Origin of the sequence: Pandoraea sp. XY-2 (assembly GCF_004193915.1) — a bacterium.
Classification (GTDB): Bacteria; Pseudomonadota; Gammaproteobacteria; order Burkholderiales; family Burkholderiaceae; genus Pandoraea; species Pandoraea cepalis.
The window spans coordinates 1,556,241-1,573,614 of sequence record NZ_CP030849.1; the positions used below are offsets into that span (position 1 = coordinate 1,556,241).

Consider the following 17,374-nt stretch of genomic DNA (forward strand, 5'->3'; position numbering starts at 1 on the left):
CATGGGCAAGGCACTTGAAGGTGTGCGCATTCTCGACTTCACGCACGTGCAGTCGGGGCCGACTTGCACGCAGTTGCTCGCCTGGTTCGGCGCGGACGTGATCAAGATCGAGCGCGCGGGACACGGCGACGTGACGCGCGATCAACTGCGAGACATTCCCGACGCGGACAGTCTCTACTTCACGATGCTCAACAGCAACAAGCGTTCGATCACGCTCGACACGAAGCACCCGGAAGGCAAGGCGGTGCTCGAGCGCATGATCCGCGACTGCGACGTGCTCGTTGAAAACTTCGCCCCCGGCGCGCTCGATCGCATGGGCTTCACGTGGGAGCACATCCACGCGTTGAACCCGCGCATGATCGTGGCCTCGGTCAAGGGCTTCGGACCCGGTCCGTACCAGGACTGCAAGGTCTACGAGAACGTGGCGCAGTGCGTGGGCGGTGCGGCGTCGACGACCGGTTTCGACGACGGCCCGCCGATGGTCACGGGCGCGCAGATCGGCGACTCGGGCACGGGACTGCATCTGGCGCTGGGCATCGTTACGGCGCTGTATCAGCGCACGATGACCGGACAGGGCCAGCGCGTGCTCGCCGCCATGCAGGACGGGGTGTTGAACCTGTGCCGCGTGAAGCTGCGCGATCAGCAGCGCCTGGAGCGCGCGCGCGTGATGGAAGAGTATCCGCAGTTCCCGAACGGCGAGTTCGGCGACGCGGTGCCGCGTGCCGGCAATGCGTCGGGCGGCGGTCAGCCGGGCTGGATTCTCAAATGCCAGGGCTGGGAGACCGACCCGAACGCGTACATCTACTTCATCGCCCAGGCGCCCGTGTGGGGCTCGATCTGCAAGGTGATCGGCAAGCCCGAGTGGGTCGAGCATCCCGACTACGCCACGCCGCGTGCCCGTCTGCCGCGTCTGCGCGAGATCTTCGACACGGTTGAGCATTGGACCATGACCAAGACGAAGTTCGAGGTCATGGCGATCCTCAACGAGTACGACATCCCGTGCGGTCCGATTCTGTCGATGAAAGAGATTGCCGAGGATATGTCGCTGCGCGAGACCGGGACCATCGTCGAAGTCGATCACCCGAAGCGCGGCAAGTACCTCACCGTCGGCAACCCGATCAAGCTCTCGGCCAGCCCCACGCACGTGGAGCGCTCGCCGCTGCTTGGCGAACACACCGACGACGTGCTTTCGGAATTCGGCTACAGCACACAGCAGATCGCGGCACTGCGCGAAATCGGCGCGGTATAAGCGGCGCCGCGTAAGCGTCGTCGCACGAACGCAAGTCGTCTGCACGAGGCAGATGGGAATGACGTCACGACATCGCGTCCGGCGCGCGAACGGCGAACCCTGCCGTAGCGCCGGGCGGTTACAGATAAGGCATACGCATGAAGCTCTGGACCCGTTTCAAGACCGCACATGGTCGCATCGGCTTTGGCCTGCTGCAGGACGACCATATTCTCGAACATCGCGGCGATCTCTACGATCAGCCGATCGCCACGGGCGCGACGATCGCGCGCGATACGGTCGACCTGCTGTGCCCGTGCGAGCCCTCGAAAATCGTGGCGCTGTGGAACAACTTTCACGCGCTCGGCGCGAAGCTCGGCAAGGCCGCGCCGTCGCATCCGCTCTTTCTCATCAAGCCGGCCACGTCGCTGAACGGGCCCGACGCGGTGATTCAGCGTCCCCCGTCGTATGCGGGCAAGATCGTGTTCGAGGGCGAACTGGGCGTTGTGATCGGCAAGCGCGCGAGCCAAGTGAGCGAGGAAGCCGCGCGCGATTACATCCTCGGCTACACGTTGGTCAACGACGTGACCGCCGCTGAAATCATCGAGCAGGACGGCAACTTCGCACAGTGGACGCGGGCCAAGGGCTTCGACACGTTCGGCTGTCTCGGCCCCGTCATTGCACAGGATTTCGACTGGCGCGAGGCAGAGGTCGTCACGCGGCTCGACGGCACGGAGCGTCAGCGCTATCCGCTCGCCGACATGATCTTCAACCCGTGGCAACTCGTCGCGCGTATCTCACAGGACATGACCCTGATGCCGGGGGATGTGATCGCCGTGGGCACCTCGATTGGCGTGGGCTCGATGAAAGAGGGCGCGCTGGTCGAGGTGAGCATCGACGGACTGGGGACGTTGGCCAACCGCATGGGCGGCTGAGGGAGCAATCGATTTCACGGTGGTCGGCCGGGGTGGCAAAGGCCTGAGTCGATCGCCCTTTTTCATTCGGCGGATCCGGGATCTGTCCGGCGCGAGGCGGCGTGATCGCCGCCGCGCGCAGCGGGAGGCGGCACGGGACTCTTGTAGGCCATCATGCCGTCGATGAGCGCAGCGCCTTCGGCCAGCAGGAATTCCCGGAAGGCGAGCGCGACCGGCGGCAGCCGCTTGCTGCGACGATGCACGACGTACCAGCTTTGCCAGGCCGGAAAGCCCTGGACGTCGAGCACCGTCAACTGACCGGTCTGAAGCTCCATGCCAACGGTATGGGCCGACAGGAAGCTGATGCCCATGCCCGCCACGACCGCTTGCTTGATGGTTTCCGTGCTGGCGATCTCCATCGTGATCTTGAGTCGCTGGGTGCGCTGACCGAAGGCGTCCTGCAGGGAATTCCACGTGTCGGATCCGCGCTCGCGGCTGATGAACGGTTCTTCCGTCAGACGCGAGAAGGGAATCTGACGCTGGCTCGCCAGCGGATGATCCGGCGGTGCCACGATGACATACGGATGGGGTGCGAAGGCTTCGTTGATCGTGTCGATCTCCGGTGGCGGACGCACCATCACCGCCAGATCGGTGAGGTTTTCGGTGAGCTGATGCAGGAGTTCCTCGCGGTTGTGAACCGTGAGATTGAGCGTCACGCCGGGATGGCGTGCGGTAAAGGCCGCGAGCAACCTGGGAAAGAAATAGTCGCCCGCGCTGATCACGGCCACGTTGAGCTTGCCGCCCGTGATGCCCTTGAGGTGATCCATTGCCTCTTCGGTTTCGCGAAAGAGCGCAATGATCGCGCGGCTGTAATGGAGCATTTCGGCGCCCGCCGGCGTGAGAAAGACCTTCTTGCCCAACTGCTCGAAAAGCGGGAGGCCGACGTGACTCTCGAGCTGCTTGACCTGTGTCGAGACGGCCGGTTGCGTGAGGTGAAGCTCTTCGGCGGCGCGCGAAAAGCTCAAATGGCGCGCCACGGTTTCGAAGACCTTGAGTTGACGAAGCGTGGCGTGTTTCATGCGGCGGTCATCCTGACATCAGTGGGGCGGCGGAATGATTTCCGCGCGCGAAGCGTTGTCGAAGAAGTATAAGTAATCGTTGATGGTTTGCATAATTAACTTTAACTGTCTTTTATGGATTGGGCTGCGTAATCTGCAATGGCAGCCCGCATGAAAGTGGTGTGACAGCAAAGCGTCGGTGACCTGTCATGTCAGGCGAGCGCGGGTCTGCGTGTTCTGGAGACGATCACTGTTTTGGGAGAGCGCCATCATGTCTGTCATCGAATCGCATATCAAACCCGCCGCCCTGGCACCGGTTGCCAACGCCCATCTGCATGCGTTCAACAACGCATTCGTCGAATTGGGGCTGGACTGGTATTGGGATCACCCCACCTATGCCCGTTTGCTGCACGCGACCGGGAACCAAGATTTACCGCTGGCGTATCTCGAAGGCGCTTCGGCGCAGGCGTTGCGCATGGCCGAGCTGCTGCTGATCGGGGCATATCTCGACGGACATCAGCCGCATCTGCTGCGCGCCTACGAGCCGGAATTCCTGTGCGACCTGATTCACTGCACCAAGGTGCGTTGCTTCGAAGCGGCCAATGAAGGGCGTTCGATGCAGTCGCCGAGAGCCGTTGCGGCCTGAGTTTCACAACACGACAGGGGCTCAGACCCCGAGACAATAACTATGCATATTGGCATTCCAAAGGAGACGGCCGCCGGCGAATCCCGCGTCGCGGCCACACCGGAAACGGTGAAGAAGCTGGTGGGCGCAGGGCATCGCGTCACCGTGGAGCGTGGTGCGGGCGAGGCGGCCAGCGTGCCTGATGCCGCGTATGTCGCAGCGGGCGCGTCGAGCGGTAGCGCGGCCGAAGCCCTTGGCGCCGAGTTGGTGCTCAAGGTACGCGCGCCGTCGATCGCGGAAATCGCATTGATTCCACGTGGCAGTGTCGTCGTCGGCATGCTCAATCCGTTCGATGCCGAGAACAATGCGCGCATGGCGGCGGCGGGTGTCATTGGCTTCGCCTTGGAAGCCGCGCCGCGGACCACGCGCGCGCAAAGCATGGACGTGTTGTCCTCGCAGGCCAACATCGCCGGCTACAAGGCCGTGATGCTTGCCGCCAACCTGTATCAGCGCTTCATGCCGATGCTCATGACGGCTGCCGGCACGGTCAAGGCCGCGCGTCTGGTCGTGCTGGGCGCCGGCGTCGCCGGGTTGCAGGCCATCGCCACGGCCAAGCGTCTCGGTGCGGTCATCGAAGCGTCGGACGTGCGCCCCGCCGTGCGCGAGCAGATCGAATCGCTCGGCGCCAAGTTCATCGACGTGCCGTTCGAGACCGACGAGGAACGCGAGATCGCCAAGGGCGTGGGCGGCTATGCGCGCCCGATGCCGGCGGCATGGCTCGCGCGCCAGTCGCAACTCGTGCACACGCGTCTCACACAAGCGGACATCGTCATCTCCACCGCGTTGATTCCGGGGCGCGCCGCGCCGACGCTCATCGCCGAAGACACCGTCAAGGCCATGAAGCCCGGCTCGGTGATCATCGATCTGGCGGCAGGGCGCGGCGCGAACGGCGGCGGCAATTGCCCGCTGTCGGTGGCCGACGAGGTCGTCAAGGTGCATGGCGTGACGATTGCGGGCTACACCAACCTCGCGGGCATGGTGGCGGCCGACGCCTCGGCGCTGTATGCCCGTAATGTGCTCGACTTCCTGACGCTGGTGATCGACAAGGAAGGCAAGCTCGTCATCGATACCAACGACGACATCGTCAGTGCGTGCCTGATGTGCCGCGACGGTCAAGTGCTGCGTGCGGCATAAGGGGGAGACACGACCATGGAAATGATCAATCACACGGTGATCAATCTGATCATCTTCGTGCTGGCGGTGTACGTCGGCTATCACGTGGTGTGGAACGTCACGCCTGCGCTGCACACGCCGCTCATGGCGGTGACGAACGCGATCTCGGCCATCGTGATCGTGGGCGCGATGCTCGCGGCCGGGCTCACGGAAGGCGCGCTCGGCAAGACGATGGGTGTCGTGGCCGTGGCGCTTGCGGCGGTGAACGTGTTCGGGGGCTTCCTCGTCACACAGCGCATGCTCGAGATGTTCAAGAAGAAAGACAAGGCCCGGCAAAGACCGCGGCCAATGACGAAGCCGCAGCCAAGGGAGCGCACTGACATGAGCATGAATCTTGTGACGCTGTTGTATTTGGTCGCGTCGATCTGTTTCATTCAGGCGCTCAAGGGCCTGTCGAACCCGAAGATGGCGCGACGCGGCAATGCGTTCGGCATGATCGGGATGACGATTGCGGCGCTTACGACCGTGGCGCTGATCTTCGAGTTGCGCAAGCTCTCGAACGGCAACTTCTCCGGACTCGGATTGATCCTCGCGGGCCTCGTGGTCGGCGGCGGCATCGGCGCCTTCGTCGCGCGCAAGGTCGAGATGACCAAGATGCCGGAGCTGGTCGCGGCCATGCACTCCCTGATCGGTCTGGCGGCCGTGTGTATCGCGGTGGCGGCGGTCGCGGAACCGGCGGCGTTCGGCATTGTGCCTGCGGGGCAGACGTCGTTGCCGGCAGGCAATCGTATCGAGCTGTTCATCGGCACGTTCGTCGGCGCCATCACGTTCTCGGGGTCGGTCATCGCCTTCGGCAAGCTCTCGGGCAAGTACAAGTTCCGTTTGTTCCAGGGCGCGCCGGTGGTCTTCACGGGCCAGCACATGGTGAATCTGGCGCTGGCGATTGCGATGCTCGGCTTTGGTGGCGCGTTCTTCGTCTCGCAGAGCTGGACGCCGTTCGCCATCATGACGGCCATTGCGTTCGTGCTCGGTGTGCTCATCATCATCCCGATTGGCGGCGCGGACATGCCGGTCGTCGTGTCGATGCTGAACTCGTACTCGGGGTGGGCGGCCGCCGGTATCGGCTTCTCGCTGAACAACCCGATGCTCATCATCGCGGGTTCGCTCGTGGGTTCGTCCGGCGCCATCCTGTCGTACATCATGTGCAAGGCCATGAATCGTTCGTTCTTCAACGTGCTTCTCGGCGGCTTTGGTGCCCAGGCGGGGGCGGGTGGCGCAGCGGGCGATCAACCGCAGCGCCCGGTGAAGTCGGGTTCGCCTGACGACGCTGCATTCCTGATGAGCAACGCCGAATCGCTGGTGATCGTGCCGGGTTACGGCCTGGCCGTCGCCCGCGCTCAGCACGCCCTGAAGGAGTTGACCGATAAGCTCGTCGAGAAGGGCGTGAGTGTGCGTTACGCGATCCACCCGGTGGCGGGGCGCATGCCGGGTCATATGAACGTGCTGCTCGCGGAAGCCGAAGTGCCGTACGACCAGGTGCTGGAGATGGACGAGATCAACGGCGAATTCGGCCAGACGGATGTGGTGCTGGTGCTCGGCGCGAACGACGTGGTGAATCCGGCCGCGAAGACCGATCCGACATCGCCGATTGCCGGCATGCCGATTCTCGAGGCGTACAAGGCCAAGACGATCATCGTCAACAAGCGTTCGATGGCGGCGGGTTATGCCGGGCTGGACAACGACCTGTTCTACCTCGACAAGACCATGATGGTCTTCGGCGACGCGAAGAAAGTGGTCGAAGAGATGGTCAAGGCAGCGGCCTGATCGCCGCGACCGTTTGACTTGCGTAATACGGGGCGCGCCGCCGAGCGCGGCGCGCCGGAGCCACTGCGGTGGTTCGTTCGCTTAATTTTCCGCAGGGCAATCGCACATGAACGTATCGCTGAGACAACTGAAGGTTTTCATGGTCGTGGCGCGCAGCAAGAACTTCAGCCGCGCCGGGGCCGAGATCGGCCTGACACAACCGGCCATCAGCCGGTGCATCAATGAACTGGAAGGACAGCTTGGCCTGCGTCTCGTTGACCGCACCACGCGCGAGGTCGCCCTGACCGACGCCGGTGTGACGCTCGCCGCCAGTCTCGACCGTGTGCTCGACGAACTCGAGATCGCCCTGTTGCAGACGCATGGCGCGGAAGCCCGCACGACCGGAAGGGTGCGCATCGGCGCCGCCCCGACCATCTCGGCGACGCTCATGCCGCGTGTGCTGTTGGCGTCGCAGGCGACGTATCCGGATGTGGCGCTCGCCCTCGTCGACCAAATGCAGCGCGCCGTTCTGGACAGCGTGCGCGCGGGCGATGTGGACTTCGGCATCGTGGTTGCGCCGCAGGGCGCGGACGACCTCACGACCGAGCACCTGATGAGCGAGCCGTTCTGTCTGGTGTGCCGCAGCGATCATCCGCTGGCCACGCAGGCGGCCGTGCACTGGTCGGAGCTCTCAGGCGAAAACCTGGTGCTGCTCAATCAGAGTTCGGGCAGCCGTGCGCTGATCGATCGCGCGCTCACCACGCAAAAGGTGCAGGGAACGATCACGCAGGAGCTGGGGCATGTGAGCACCATCTTCCGCATGGTGCAGGAGGGGCTGGGGGTGAGCGTGCTGCCGCCGCTCGCGTTGCCGTTGCCGGAGAACTCCACGTTGGCCGTGCGTCCGCTGTTGCCCGCGTTCGAGCGCAACATCGTGCTCGTGCGGCGCAAGAACCGTTCGCTCTCGCCCGTTGCGCATACGGTGTGGGACCTGATTCACCGTGTCGTTCGCGAGCGCAACAAGAGCTTTGCGCTGGCGATGGACCGCCAGAGCGCTGCTTCCACGACGGCCGTCAACTGAATCCCTGAGTCGAATCAACGGCTTGCGTTCTCTCATCAAGGACTTGTCCACAGACTTGAACACAAAATCTGTGGATAAATCGTAGGCGCTCGCAGGCAGTTTGCCTGCGGGGAGCGCCTCCTGATCCCTTCGGTCGAAAACGCCATACCGATCAAGCGCTTGGCAACCGTGCCTCATTCGTTGTCCACAACGTTGTGAACAAAAACTGTGGATAAGTCGCGGCTTAACCGAAGGAGACACTTACGGCGCCCCGGGCGCCCACCGACCATCACTTCAGTGTGAGGGATGCCTCGCCGATTCCGTCGATCGTGCCGCGCAGTACGCCCGCACCGCGCACGGGAATCATGCCAACGTAAGAGCCACAGGTGATGACGGCGCCCGCGTGCATCGTGATGCCGCGCTTGCCGTTGTGATTCACGAGCCACGTGAGCAAGGTGCGTGGATCGCCCCCCGTGTTGAACCCCGTGTCCGCCGGCGCGATGTTCACCCCATCGAGCGAGAACGTAAGCTTCGGCGTCAGGTAGTCGAGCGACGCATCGTAAGCGCGCCCGCTCCCGATCACGAGCGCACCGTTGTTCTGCAAGTCGGCCAACGTGAACCGACTGTCGAGACCGCTCGTCGCGAAGCGGCTGTCGGTGATCTCGATTGTCACGAGCGTTTCGCCAACAAACATGAGCGCCTCACGCTCGTCGTAAATCCCCGGCTTGATATCGCGGGCCAATCGGAACGCGATCTCCAACTCCAATCCCGGCCGGAAGAAGTCACCCAACGCCAGCGTGCCGCCCGCGTCGCTCACGACGGAGGCGGGAATCGGCGCGCAATTCGGCAGATCCATCGGCGCTTTCGCCCCTACTTTCCACGCTGCGATCGTCTCGCCGAGCAAATCGAGGGTGCGCAATTGCACGGCGTAGGCGGCGTCGAAGTCCACCGGCAGCAGCGCCGGGGCGGGGGAGGCGATCGGCGTATCGCCGCGACGGGTGTCGGCCAGCAATTGGGCCAGCGATTCGACGGCGGGGGTCTCGAACATCTTGCAAGTCTCCTAGGGAAAAGGCGATGCCCCCAGCGATGCGCTGGCGACAAATGACTCCACATCGTATACAAAATTCAGTCGTCGTTGCGCGGTGCGGTGAACATGACGCCTACTCGGTGAAAACACCACCTAACGTAGTCAAAGTCCTGGGGATCTGCGAGAATCGGACTTCGTAATATTTCGTAATATTTCGCACGACGTGGTAGCGGGGACGCTTGCCACGGCTTGCGAAAGTGCAGTGCGTGCAGTCGATGACCTTCTTCTCCAAGCGAACGACCTGGCCAAGCCTATGCACTCTGTGACCCTGAACGTCCTGCGTGATCCTGTCATTCATCCGCCGGACGGCGAGACGACGGCGCCGATCAGCCGGCAGGCGCTGCATCTTGCCGTGATGGACCGCCTGCGCAAGATGATGATCGAAGGCACCCTGCCGCCGGGCGCGCACCTGAACGAGCGCGCCCTGTGCGAGCAACTCGGTGTGTCGCGCACGCCGCTGCGCGAGGCGCTCAAGATGCTGGCCGTCGAGCGGCTGATCGAATTGCTGCCGAATCGCGGCGCGCGTGTCGTGACGTTGTCGGCCAGCGATATCGCCGATGCCTTCGAACTGCTCAGCGGCCTGGAAGCGCTGGCTGGCGAATTGGCTTGCGCGCGCATCACGTCCGCGGAAATCGACGACATTCAGGCGTTGCACAGCGAAATGCTGACGTGTCACGCGAACGGCGACCTTCCCGGCTATTTCGACTGCAATCAGCGGATTCACGATCGCATCAATGCGTCGGCGCGTAATCCCGCCCTCACGCAAATGTACCAATCGGTCAATCAACGGCTGCAGGCGCTGCGATTCCGCTCCAATCTGCACGCCGGCAAGTGGGAGCAAGCCGTCGACGAGCACGTTGCGATGCTGCGCGCCCTGCATGCGCGCGACGGTGCCGCGCTCGGTCGACTGTTGCGCGGGCATCTGATGGCCAAGTGTGCCACCGTGCTCGCCCATCGACTTGCCGCCGCGTGACACGCCGGTGCGGCGCAGGCGTCGGAATGCGCTGGCGTGTTCACACGTTCACACGTTCGCCCGTTCATGCGTTCACAGGCTCACGCCGCGCGCCCCAGACTCACCAATCCTTCGTTGAGCATGGCGGCGACATAGGCGTCGGTCTTGCTGCGCAGGTGCGCTTCCATCAGCGTGCGCAGTCGCTTGCCATCGCGTCGCCGTAGTAGCGCGAGCATTTCCGCATGTTCATCGACGGCCTGACGCCAGCGCTCGGGCGTTGGCGTCAATCGCTCGCGCACATGCCGCAAGCGTGCGTTGAGATTGTGGAAATACTCGGCCAGCGGGCCGTTGTCCGCCATGCGCAGAATGCTCAGGTGAATCTGCTGATTCAGGGCGAAGTAGGCGGCGTGATCGGCGCGAGCGTAAGCCGATTCCATGTCGGCTTGCAGTTGCGTGAGGGCGTCAAGATCGGCTTCCGACGCCTTTTCGCACGCCTGCTCGCCCGAGAGTCCTTCGAGGACTGCCATCACGGCGAGCAGATTCACGACTTCGTCGACACTCACACGCGCCACGCGTGCGCGGCGCGTTTCCGAGATTTCCACCAACCCTTCGTTCGCCAGTCGCTTGAGCGCTTCACGCAGCGGCGTGCGCGAGACAGCCAGCGCGTCGCATAGCGCGCGTTCCGAGAGGGGCGCGCCGGGACGAAGCTCGCCGCGCACAATGCGCGCCTTGAGGGCTTCGTAAGCGGCGGCGTTCAGCGAGGCGGACGTGCTCATGCGCAATGATCGGCAAAATGGAATGCCAATTTTGATGGGGATGTTATCCGTCGTCAATCGATAATGCGCGCTTTTTCCACGTTAACCCTAAATTTTACGATTGCCGCTTGCCAATCCCATCTCGGAGATCTTATCGTTTATAAAAATTGGTATACCAAAACGAGAAGCTGGCCGACATCGGGTGCGTGCTGGCGTTGGAAGGAGGCTATGTGACATCCACCGTTCTGACCGAGCGACACGGCGCCATCGCGCGGGTCACGCTCAATCGTCCTGAGAAGCTCAACGCGTTGACCAAGCCGATGTGGGAGGCCTTGGGCGACACGATCCTCACGTTGTCCGAGACGCCCGACGTGCGCTGCATCGTGCTGCGTGGGGCGGGCGAGAAGTCCTTCGCGCCGGGCAACGACATTGCGGAGTTCGAGACCGATCGCGCCAACGTCGAGCAGGCAAGAACGTATGGCGCACTCATGCACCGTACGCTCGACGCCTTGTCCCGATGCCCTGTGCCGCTCGTCGCGATGATTCACGGCATTTGCGTCGGCGGCGGCATGGAGATCGCGGCGGCCTGCGACGTGCGCATCTGCGGCGAATCGAGCCGTTTCGGTGCGCCGATCAACAAGCTGGGCCTGGTGATGGCGCACGCGGAGCTGTCGGGCCTGGTCCGCCTGCTCGGTCCCTCGCGCGCGCTCGAGATCCTGCTTGAAGGCCGGATCTTCGATGCGCAGGAGGCGTTGCGCATCGGGCTCGTGACCCGCGTGGTGGCCGACGGTGATGTCACGCGCGAAGCCCTGGAGAGCGCGTCGCGCATCGCTGCCGGCGCGCCGCTGGTGGCGCGCTGGCACAAGCGCTTCGTGCGCGAACTGGCCAGCGGCCAGCCGCTCAGCGCCGCACAGATCGACGAAGGTTTCGCGTGCTTCGGCACGGCCGATTTTCAGACGGGCTATCGCGCCTTCCTCGCGAAGACGCCGCCCGTGTTCGAGGGGCGGTGACATGACCGATACCGTCAAACCGGCAGGCGGGCCGTTGCAGGGCGTCAAGGTGATCGAGCTGTCGCACATCATGTCCGGCCCGGTGTGCGGCATGATGCTGGCCGACATGGGCGCCGACGTCATCAAGGTCGAGAAGATGGACGGCGACGACGCCCGTCGTTTTGCGCCGATCCTTCCGCACGGCGAATCGGCGTCGTTCATGATGCTCAATCGCAACAAGCGTGGCATCGCGCTCAATCTCAAGACGGAGGGCGGCTGCGCGGTGTTGCGCGAGATGCTGGCGAGCGCCGATGTCGTCACCGAAAACTATCGCAAGGGGACGATGGAGAAGCTCGGTCTTGGTTACGAGACCCTGCGCGCAGCCAATCCGGCGCTCATCTATTGCTCGATTTCCGGCTATGGACGCACTGGCCCGTACGCCGACAAAGGCGGCTTCGATCTGATCGCGCAAGGGCTCTCAGGCTTGATGAGCGTGACCGGCGAGCCGGGCCAGGCGCCCATCAAGGCGGGCTCGCCGATTGCGGATATCAACGCGGGCATTCTGGCGGCGCTCGGCATCTCGGCGGCGTATGCACATCGACTGCGCACGGGGCAAGGGCAGATCGTCGACACGTCGCTGCTCGAAGCGGGATTCCAGCAGATGTACTGGGCGGCGGCCAACCTTTTCGCGAGCGGCGAGAATCCGCCGAAGCTTGGCTCGGCGAATCCGACGAGCACCCCCTATCAGGCGTTTCGCACGCAAGACGGGTGGATCAATATCGGCGCGGCCAATCAGGCGAACTACGAGCGGTTGCTGCAGGTGCTCGACGCCCCGGAGATCGGCGGTGATCCGCGTTTCGCCACCAACGCCGGGCGCACGGCGCACCGTGCCGAACTCGTCGAGCGCCTCACGGCGTACTTGATGCGCGACACCACCGAGCGCTGGGTCGAACGGCTCGACGCCGTGGGCTTGCCGGTCGGTCCGGTGTTGTCGATCTCCGAAGCGGTGACGCACCCGCAGATCGTGGCGCGCGAGATGGTGGTGGAAACCGTGCACCCGCTGGACGGCCCGACACGCAGCATCGGTCTGCCGATCCGCTTCTCCGAGACGCCGAAACGCACGGGCGGTCCCGCGCCGCGGCTTGGCGAACATACGTGCGAGGTGTTGATGGCGTATGGCTTCGACACGACGCGGATTCGCGACTTGATCGCGCAGGGGGCGGTGCATGCGCTGGAGGACCGGCACGCGTGAGTGCATGACGTACGCCGCCCGTCGGCGATGCGGATTCTCCGCGTGTTGAGGCGCGGCACAGAACTTCCCTCCCGGTGGCCGGTCGGTTTTAGACTGGCGCACGACAGGCCACCGATCAATCCGACCCGACGCCCAACGTCGACAGGAGGGAGCGCATGACTTCTGGCAGTATTTCCGGCAATCGTCTCGGCCCGTCGCCGGCCCGATGGTCGCGCCTTGACCACGCGCGTAACATAGGGCTTCACTCGCTTGCGCGCCATCGTCTGCCGATGGGCGCGCTGTTCCTCTTCCCTTCGCGAGGTGAGCATGCCGGCACGTATTGAAGATTACGCAATGATTGGCGACTGCCGAAGCGCTGCGCTCGTCGCGCGCGACGGCTCGATCGACTGGCTCTGCTGGCCGTATTTCGATTCGCCCGCGTGTTTCGCGGCGCTGCTTGGCGGCCCGGAGCATGGCCGGTGGAAGCTCGCCCCCGACGATCCTCGCGTGACCTGTACGCGTCGTTATCACGACGACACGCTGATTCTCGAGACCCGCTTCGAGACGGTGGAGGGCTGCGTCGCCGTGATCGACTTCATGCCGTTGCGCGACGGCGCGGCCGACCTTGTGCGGCTGGTCAAGGGCATCCACGGAACGGTGACCATGTCGATGGAGTTGATCCTGCGCTTCGACTATGGGGCGTCGGTGCCTTGGTCGCGTCGGCTCGACGGCGACGATTCCACCGGGCCGGGGATGCGGCTCATCGCGGGACCCGACAAGGTCGTGGTGCGCACCCCCATCGAGATTCAGGATGTGCCGGGCAGTCTGCGCGCGCGCTTCGATGTGAAGGCCGGTGACACCGTGCCGTTCGTGCTTTCGCGTGTGCCGTCGCATCACGCCGATCCGCGCGAGATCGATCCGCTCGCCGCCCTCGCCGATACCGAGCGTTACTGGCGCACCTGGGCCCACCGCTGCCAGCTCGACGGCCGTTGGGCCGACGCGATTCGTCGCTCGCTCATCGTGCTCAAGGCGCTCACGTTCGTGCCGACGGGCGGCGTGGTGGCCGCGCCGACGACGTCGTTGCCCGAACAGCTCGGCGGCGAGCGCAACTGGGACTATCGCTATTGCTGGTTGCGCGACGCCACGCTCACCTTGCAGGCGCTCATGCTCGGGGGCTACTACACCGAAGCGAACGACTGGAGCGATTGGCTGGTGCGCGCCGTGGCCGGTGCGCCGTCGCAGGTGCAGATCATGTACGGACTCTCGGGCGAGCGGCGTTTGCCCGAGTGGGAGGTCGATTGGCTGCCCGGCTACGAAGGGGCGAAGCCCGTGCGCGTGGGCAATGGCGCGGTCGGGCAGTTGCAGCTCGACGTGTATGGCGAAGTGATGGACGCGTTGCATCAGGCGCGTCTGGGCGGATTGACGCCGGACGAGGCCACCTGGGAGGTGCAGACGAAGCTCGTGGCGCACCTCGAGACGGTGTGGCGCAAGCCGGACGAGGGCATCTGGGAAGTGCGCGGCGGACGCCAGCACTTCACCTACTCGAAGGTCATGGCCTGGGTCGCGTTCGATCGGGCGATCAAGTCGGCCGAGCGCTTTGGCTTGCCGGGGCCGATCGATCACTGGCGCGACTTGTGCAAGGAGATTCACGCGGACGTTTGCGCGCATGGCTTCGACACGACGCGCAATGCGTTTATGCAGGCCTATGGCTCGTCGGAGATGGATGCGAGCGTGCTGATGATTCCGCTCGTGGGCTTCCTGCCGGCGAACGATCCGCGCGTGATCGGCACCATCGAAGCGGTCGAGCGCGACCTCATGCACGACGGGCTGGTGCAACGCTATCGCACGAGCCGGGTCGACGACGGGCTGCCGGCAGGCGAGGGTGCATTTCTCGCATGCAGCTTCTGGATGGTCGATTGCCTGGTGATGATCGGCCGTCAGCGAGATGCCCGTGAACTGTTCGAGCGGTTGCTGTCGTTGCGCAACGACGTTGGCCTGCTGGCCGAGGAGTACGACACGCATCATGCGCGTCAGGTCGGCAACTTCCCACAGGCGTTTTCGCACATCGCGCTCGTGCACGCGGCCATCCGACTCGAAGCGCTTGCCGACGACGACCGTGCGGATAATTCGGTAGACGAACTAGATGCCGATGACGAAGATCGCTTCGAGCATGTAGGGTATCGCGCGGTCAGGGCTTGAGATGGCGCAGGCGGCGCAACGTGGTCGACTCCGCCTGAAGCGGGCTAGAATTCTGCTTTCGCTTAATTCTTTTGAGAGACAGGGTTGACCACCGTGTCTCGTCACCACGCCGCATGACGCAAGACAAGACACTCACCGCGCTGCTGTGGATCGTAGCGGCGGGCTTTTTCATGCAGGCGCTCGATACGACCATCGTCAACACGGCACTGCCGGCGATGGCGGCGAGCCTTGGCGAGAACCCGCTGCGCATGCAGCCGGTGGTCGTCTCGTACTCCCTGACGATGGCCATGCTGACCCCGGCATCGGGCTGGCTGGCGGACCGGTTCGGCACGCGGCGCGTCTACTTCGTCGCGATTCTGTTGTTCGTGCTCGGCTCGATCTGCTGTGCGATGGCGCACACGATGACGCAACTGGTGCTCGCGCGTGTGTTGCAGGGGGCGGGCGGCTCGATGCTCCTGCCGATCGGGCGTCTCGCGGTGCTGCGCACCTTCCCGGCGGGGCAATATCTGGCGGCGCTCGCGTTCGTATCGATTGCCGGGCAGGTCGGGCCGATGATCGGCCCGGTGCTGGGCGGCTGGCTGGTGCAGGTTGCCTCGTGGCATTGGATCTTCCTGATCAACGTGCCGATCGGCATCGTCGGCAGTCTGGCGGTGCGGCGCTACTTGCCGCGCCCAGTGCGCGACGAGGGCATGGATGCCAGTTTCGACTGGGCAGGTTTCGCGCTGCTTTCGATGGCGATGGTGTCTTTCACACTGGCGCTCGATCACCCGTTCTCCGACAGGGGATGGGGCGTGTCCGTGGGGTTGGCGCTGCTTTGCGTCGTCACGACGCTGGGATATTGGCCGTATGCGCGGCTTCGCGTCGCGCCGCTGTTTCCGCTCGAACTGTTCGCTACGCGTAGTTTCCGCCTGGGGCTGCTGGGCAATCTCGTCGCGCGGATTGGCAGCAGCGCCGTGCCTTTCCTGTTGCCGCTGCTGCTTCAGGTGGCCATGGGGTACAGCCCTCTCGCGTCGGGCCTGATGATGTTGCCGGTCGCCCTGGCGGGCGTGGTGGTCAAGCGCATGGTCACGCCGCTGGTGGAGCGCTACGGCTACACGCGTTTTCTGATGGTCAACACGGCGGTGGTCGGCGGTGCCATCGCGAGCTTCGCGCTGTTCGGCCCGGGGTGGCCGATATGGCTGGGCCTGGGGCAACTGGCGATCTTCGGCGGCGCGAACTCGATGCAGTTCGCCGCGATGAACAGCGTCACCCTGAAGGATCTCGGCACGCGTCGCGCGAGCGCGGGCAACGGCCTGTTCTCGATGGCACAGATGCTTGCGTTGGGACTGGGCGTGACCATCGGCGGCCAGTTACTGGCACTGTTCGGTCAGTTGGCCGGGCAGGCAGGCGAGGGCGGTATGGGCGGTACGGTGGCGGGGTTTCGACTGACGTTCGTATGTGTCGGGCTGATTACGCTCGCGTCGGCGCTGATTTTCCGCCGCGTGGAAGATCCGGCGGCGGGGACCGCCCAAGCCGGTGGCGAGGCGCGACAGGCGTCCGCCACCGATCTCAGGCATTGAGCGCGCGGGTTACTTCTTTACCAGCGCACACTTCGAGTCGGCCAACGGGGCAAACGCCTTGTCGGCCGGAATCGTCTCCAGGAGACGGCTGCGACGGCGTTCAGCGCTCGCAGTGCGGCGTGGCGCCCTGCGCGCTTGTGGCAATGGCGTTACCGATGCTCAGCGCCAGCCGGTCGACGAGCTGGCGCTGCGCCGCGACAACGCCATCGATGCCACCCGCATCGCCCGACGCGGGGGCGGTGCCCGAGAAGCGGCAAGTGAGTACGACGTCGCCCGGCACCCGGCGAACGCTCCACACGGCCGTAAGCGCAGCCTGCTCACCCGGCACCGACTCGAAGCGCTGCACCGACGTCGAGACGCGATACACGGTCAGGCCGTCCGCGCGGGGCAGGCCATAGACGTCCATTGCGCCGAGATGCTGTGTGAGATTGCGTGAGATCGCCGACGTCAGCTCGGTCTTTAGCGGGGCGGCCCAGCGCGATTCCTCCAGAATGTCGACGCGACCGCCACCCCGCGTGACAACGATCTGCGGCCGGTCGACCTGCTCAGGCACGGCGACCGGCGAGACTTCGACCGCATAGCGTGCCACCGGTGCGTTGGCGCCACTCTTGGGCGTTCCCGTGCCGTCGGTCAGTGTGTAGAAGCGCGACGGCGGCGATGCACAACCGGCGAGCGTCAAGGCAAGGGCGGCGAGCACGGCGCCGGCCAACGGCTTCGCGCGGCGGCGCGGGCTACGGGTCATGTCGG

The 17,374-nt window shown here is 64.5% G+C and carries 15 protein-coding genes; 11 read left to right on the plus strand and 4 right to left on the minus strand.

The features are described from left to right. The first annotated feature begins 1 nt into the window (after nt 1). Nucleotides 2–1,249 (plus strand): formyl-CoA transferase, encoded by a 1,248-nt coding sequence (gene frc / locus DRB87_RS07090; RefSeq protein ID WP_130025388.1) that lies wholly within the window; start codon nt 2–4, stop codon nt 1,247–1,249. A gap of 137 nt (nt 1,250–1,386) precedes the next feature. Then, entirely contained in the window at nt 1,387–2,160 is a 774-nt protein-coding gene (locus DRB87_RS07095; protein WP_130025389.1) for a fumarylacetoacetate hydrolase family protein, read from the plus strand. 62 nt (nt 2,161–2,222) lie between these two features. On the opposite strand, the gene DRB87_RS07100 is transcribed toward DRB87_RS07095, so the two are convergent. Further along, a complete protein-coding gene (locus tag DRB87_RS07100; protein ID WP_130025390.1) occupies nt 2,223–3,218 on the minus strand; it encodes a LysR family transcriptional regulator in 996 nt (331 codons plus the stop codon). A 250-nt stretch (nt 3,219–3,468) separates the two neighbouring features. Between DRB87_RS07100 and DRB87_RS07105 the strand changes: the two genes are divergently transcribed. The 4 genes from DRB87_RS07105 (at nt 3,469) to DRB87_RS07120 (ending at nt 7,876) form a co-directional block, all read left to right on the plus strand. Then, on the plus strand, nt 3,469–3,843 hold the full coding sequence (locus DRB87_RS07105; RefSeq protein WP_017231689.1) for a hypothetical protein: 375 nt from the start codon (nt 3,469–3,471) through the stop codon (nt 3,841–3,843). Nucleotides 3,844–3,885: 42 nt separating this feature from the next. Continuing rightward, on the plus strand, nt 3,886–5,016 hold the full coding sequence (locus DRB87_RS07110; protein ID WP_130025391.1) for an NAD(P) transhydrogenase subunit alpha: 1,131 nt from the start codon (nt 3,886–3,888) through the stop codon (nt 5,014–5,016). Nucleotides 5,017–5,031: 15 nt separating this feature from the next. Then, the gene (locus DRB87_RS07115) at nt 5,032–6,819 is read left to right on the plus strand and encodes an NAD(P)(+) transhydrogenase (Re/Si-specific) subunit beta (protein WP_130025392.1); all 1,788 of its coding nucleotides are present in this window, start codon (nt 5,032–5,034) and stop codon (nt 6,817–6,819) included. 106 nt (nt 6,820–6,925) lie between these two features. After that, nucleotides 6,926–7,876, plus strand: coding sequence for a LysR family transcriptional regulator (locus tag DRB87_RS07120; RefSeq protein WP_130025393.1), 951 nt, complete (start codon nt 6,926–6,928; stop codon nt 7,874–7,876). A gap of 268 nt (nt 7,877–8,144) precedes the next feature. Here DRB87_RS07120 and DRB87_RS07125 read toward each other — a convergent pair whose 3' ends face one another. Next, entirely contained in the window at nt 8,145–8,903 is a 759-nt protein-coding gene (locus DRB87_RS07125; RefSeq protein WP_130025394.1) for a 2-keto-4-pentenoate hydratase, read from the minus strand. 292 nt (nt 8,904–9,195) lie between these two features. Between DRB87_RS07125 and DRB87_RS07130 the strand changes: the two genes are divergently transcribed. Next, the gene (locus DRB87_RS07130) at nt 9,196–9,915 is read left to right on the plus strand and encodes a GntR family transcriptional regulator (protein WP_130025395.1); all 720 of its coding nucleotides are present in this window, start codon (nt 9,196–9,198) and stop codon (nt 9,913–9,915) included. 80 nt (nt 9,916–9,995) lie between these two features. Here the strand turns inward: DRB87_RS07130 and DRB87_RS07135 are convergent, their stop codons facing one another. After that, the gene (locus DRB87_RS07135) at nt 9,996–10,670 is read right to left on the minus strand and encodes a GntR family transcriptional regulator (protein ID WP_130025396.1); all 675 of its coding nucleotides are present in this window, start codon (nt 10,668–10,670) and stop codon (nt 9,996–9,998) included. 209 nt (nt 10,671–10,879) lie between these two features. Between DRB87_RS07135 and DRB87_RS07140 the strand changes: the two genes are divergently transcribed. The 4 genes from DRB87_RS07140 to mdtD all read left to right on the plus strand — a co-directional run bounded on the left by DRB87_RS07140 (nt 10,880) and on the right by mdtD (nt 16,627). Next, nucleotides 10,880–11,659, plus strand: coding sequence for an enoyl-CoA hydratase-related protein (locus DRB87_RS07140; RefSeq protein ID WP_130025397.1), 780 nt, complete (start codon nt 10,880–10,882; stop codon nt 11,657–11,659). A 1-nt stretch (nt 11,660) separates the two neighbouring features. Further along, nucleotides 11,661–12,890, plus strand: a complete 1,230-nt coding sequence (locus DRB87_RS07145; RefSeq protein ID WP_130025398.1) for a CaiB/BaiF CoA-transferase family protein — start codon at nt 11,661–11,663, stop codon at nt 12,888–12,890. 306 nt (nt 12,891–13,196) lie between these two features. Continuing rightward, nucleotides 13,197–15,068, plus strand: coding sequence for a glycoside hydrolase family 15 protein (locus tag DRB87_RS07150; protein WP_130025399.1), 1,872 nt, complete (start codon nt 13,197–13,199; stop codon nt 15,066–15,068). 113 nt (nt 15,069–15,181) lie between these two features. Then, entirely contained in the window at nt 15,182–16,627 is a 1,446-nt protein-coding gene (gene mdtD, locus DRB87_RS07155; RefSeq protein ID WP_130025400.1) for a multidrug transporter subunit MdtD, read from the plus strand. Nucleotides 16,628–16,727: 100 nt separating this feature from the next. Here mdtD and DRB87_RS07160 read toward each other — a convergent pair whose 3' ends face one another. Further along, the gene (locus DRB87_RS07160; RefSeq protein ID WP_130025401.1) at nt 16,728–17,369 is read right to left on the minus strand and encodes a membrane integrity-associated transporter subunit PqiC; all 642 of its coding nucleotides are present in this window, start codon (nt 17,367–17,369) and stop codon (nt 16,728–16,730) included. Nucleotides 17,370–17,374: the final 5 nt, after the last annotated feature.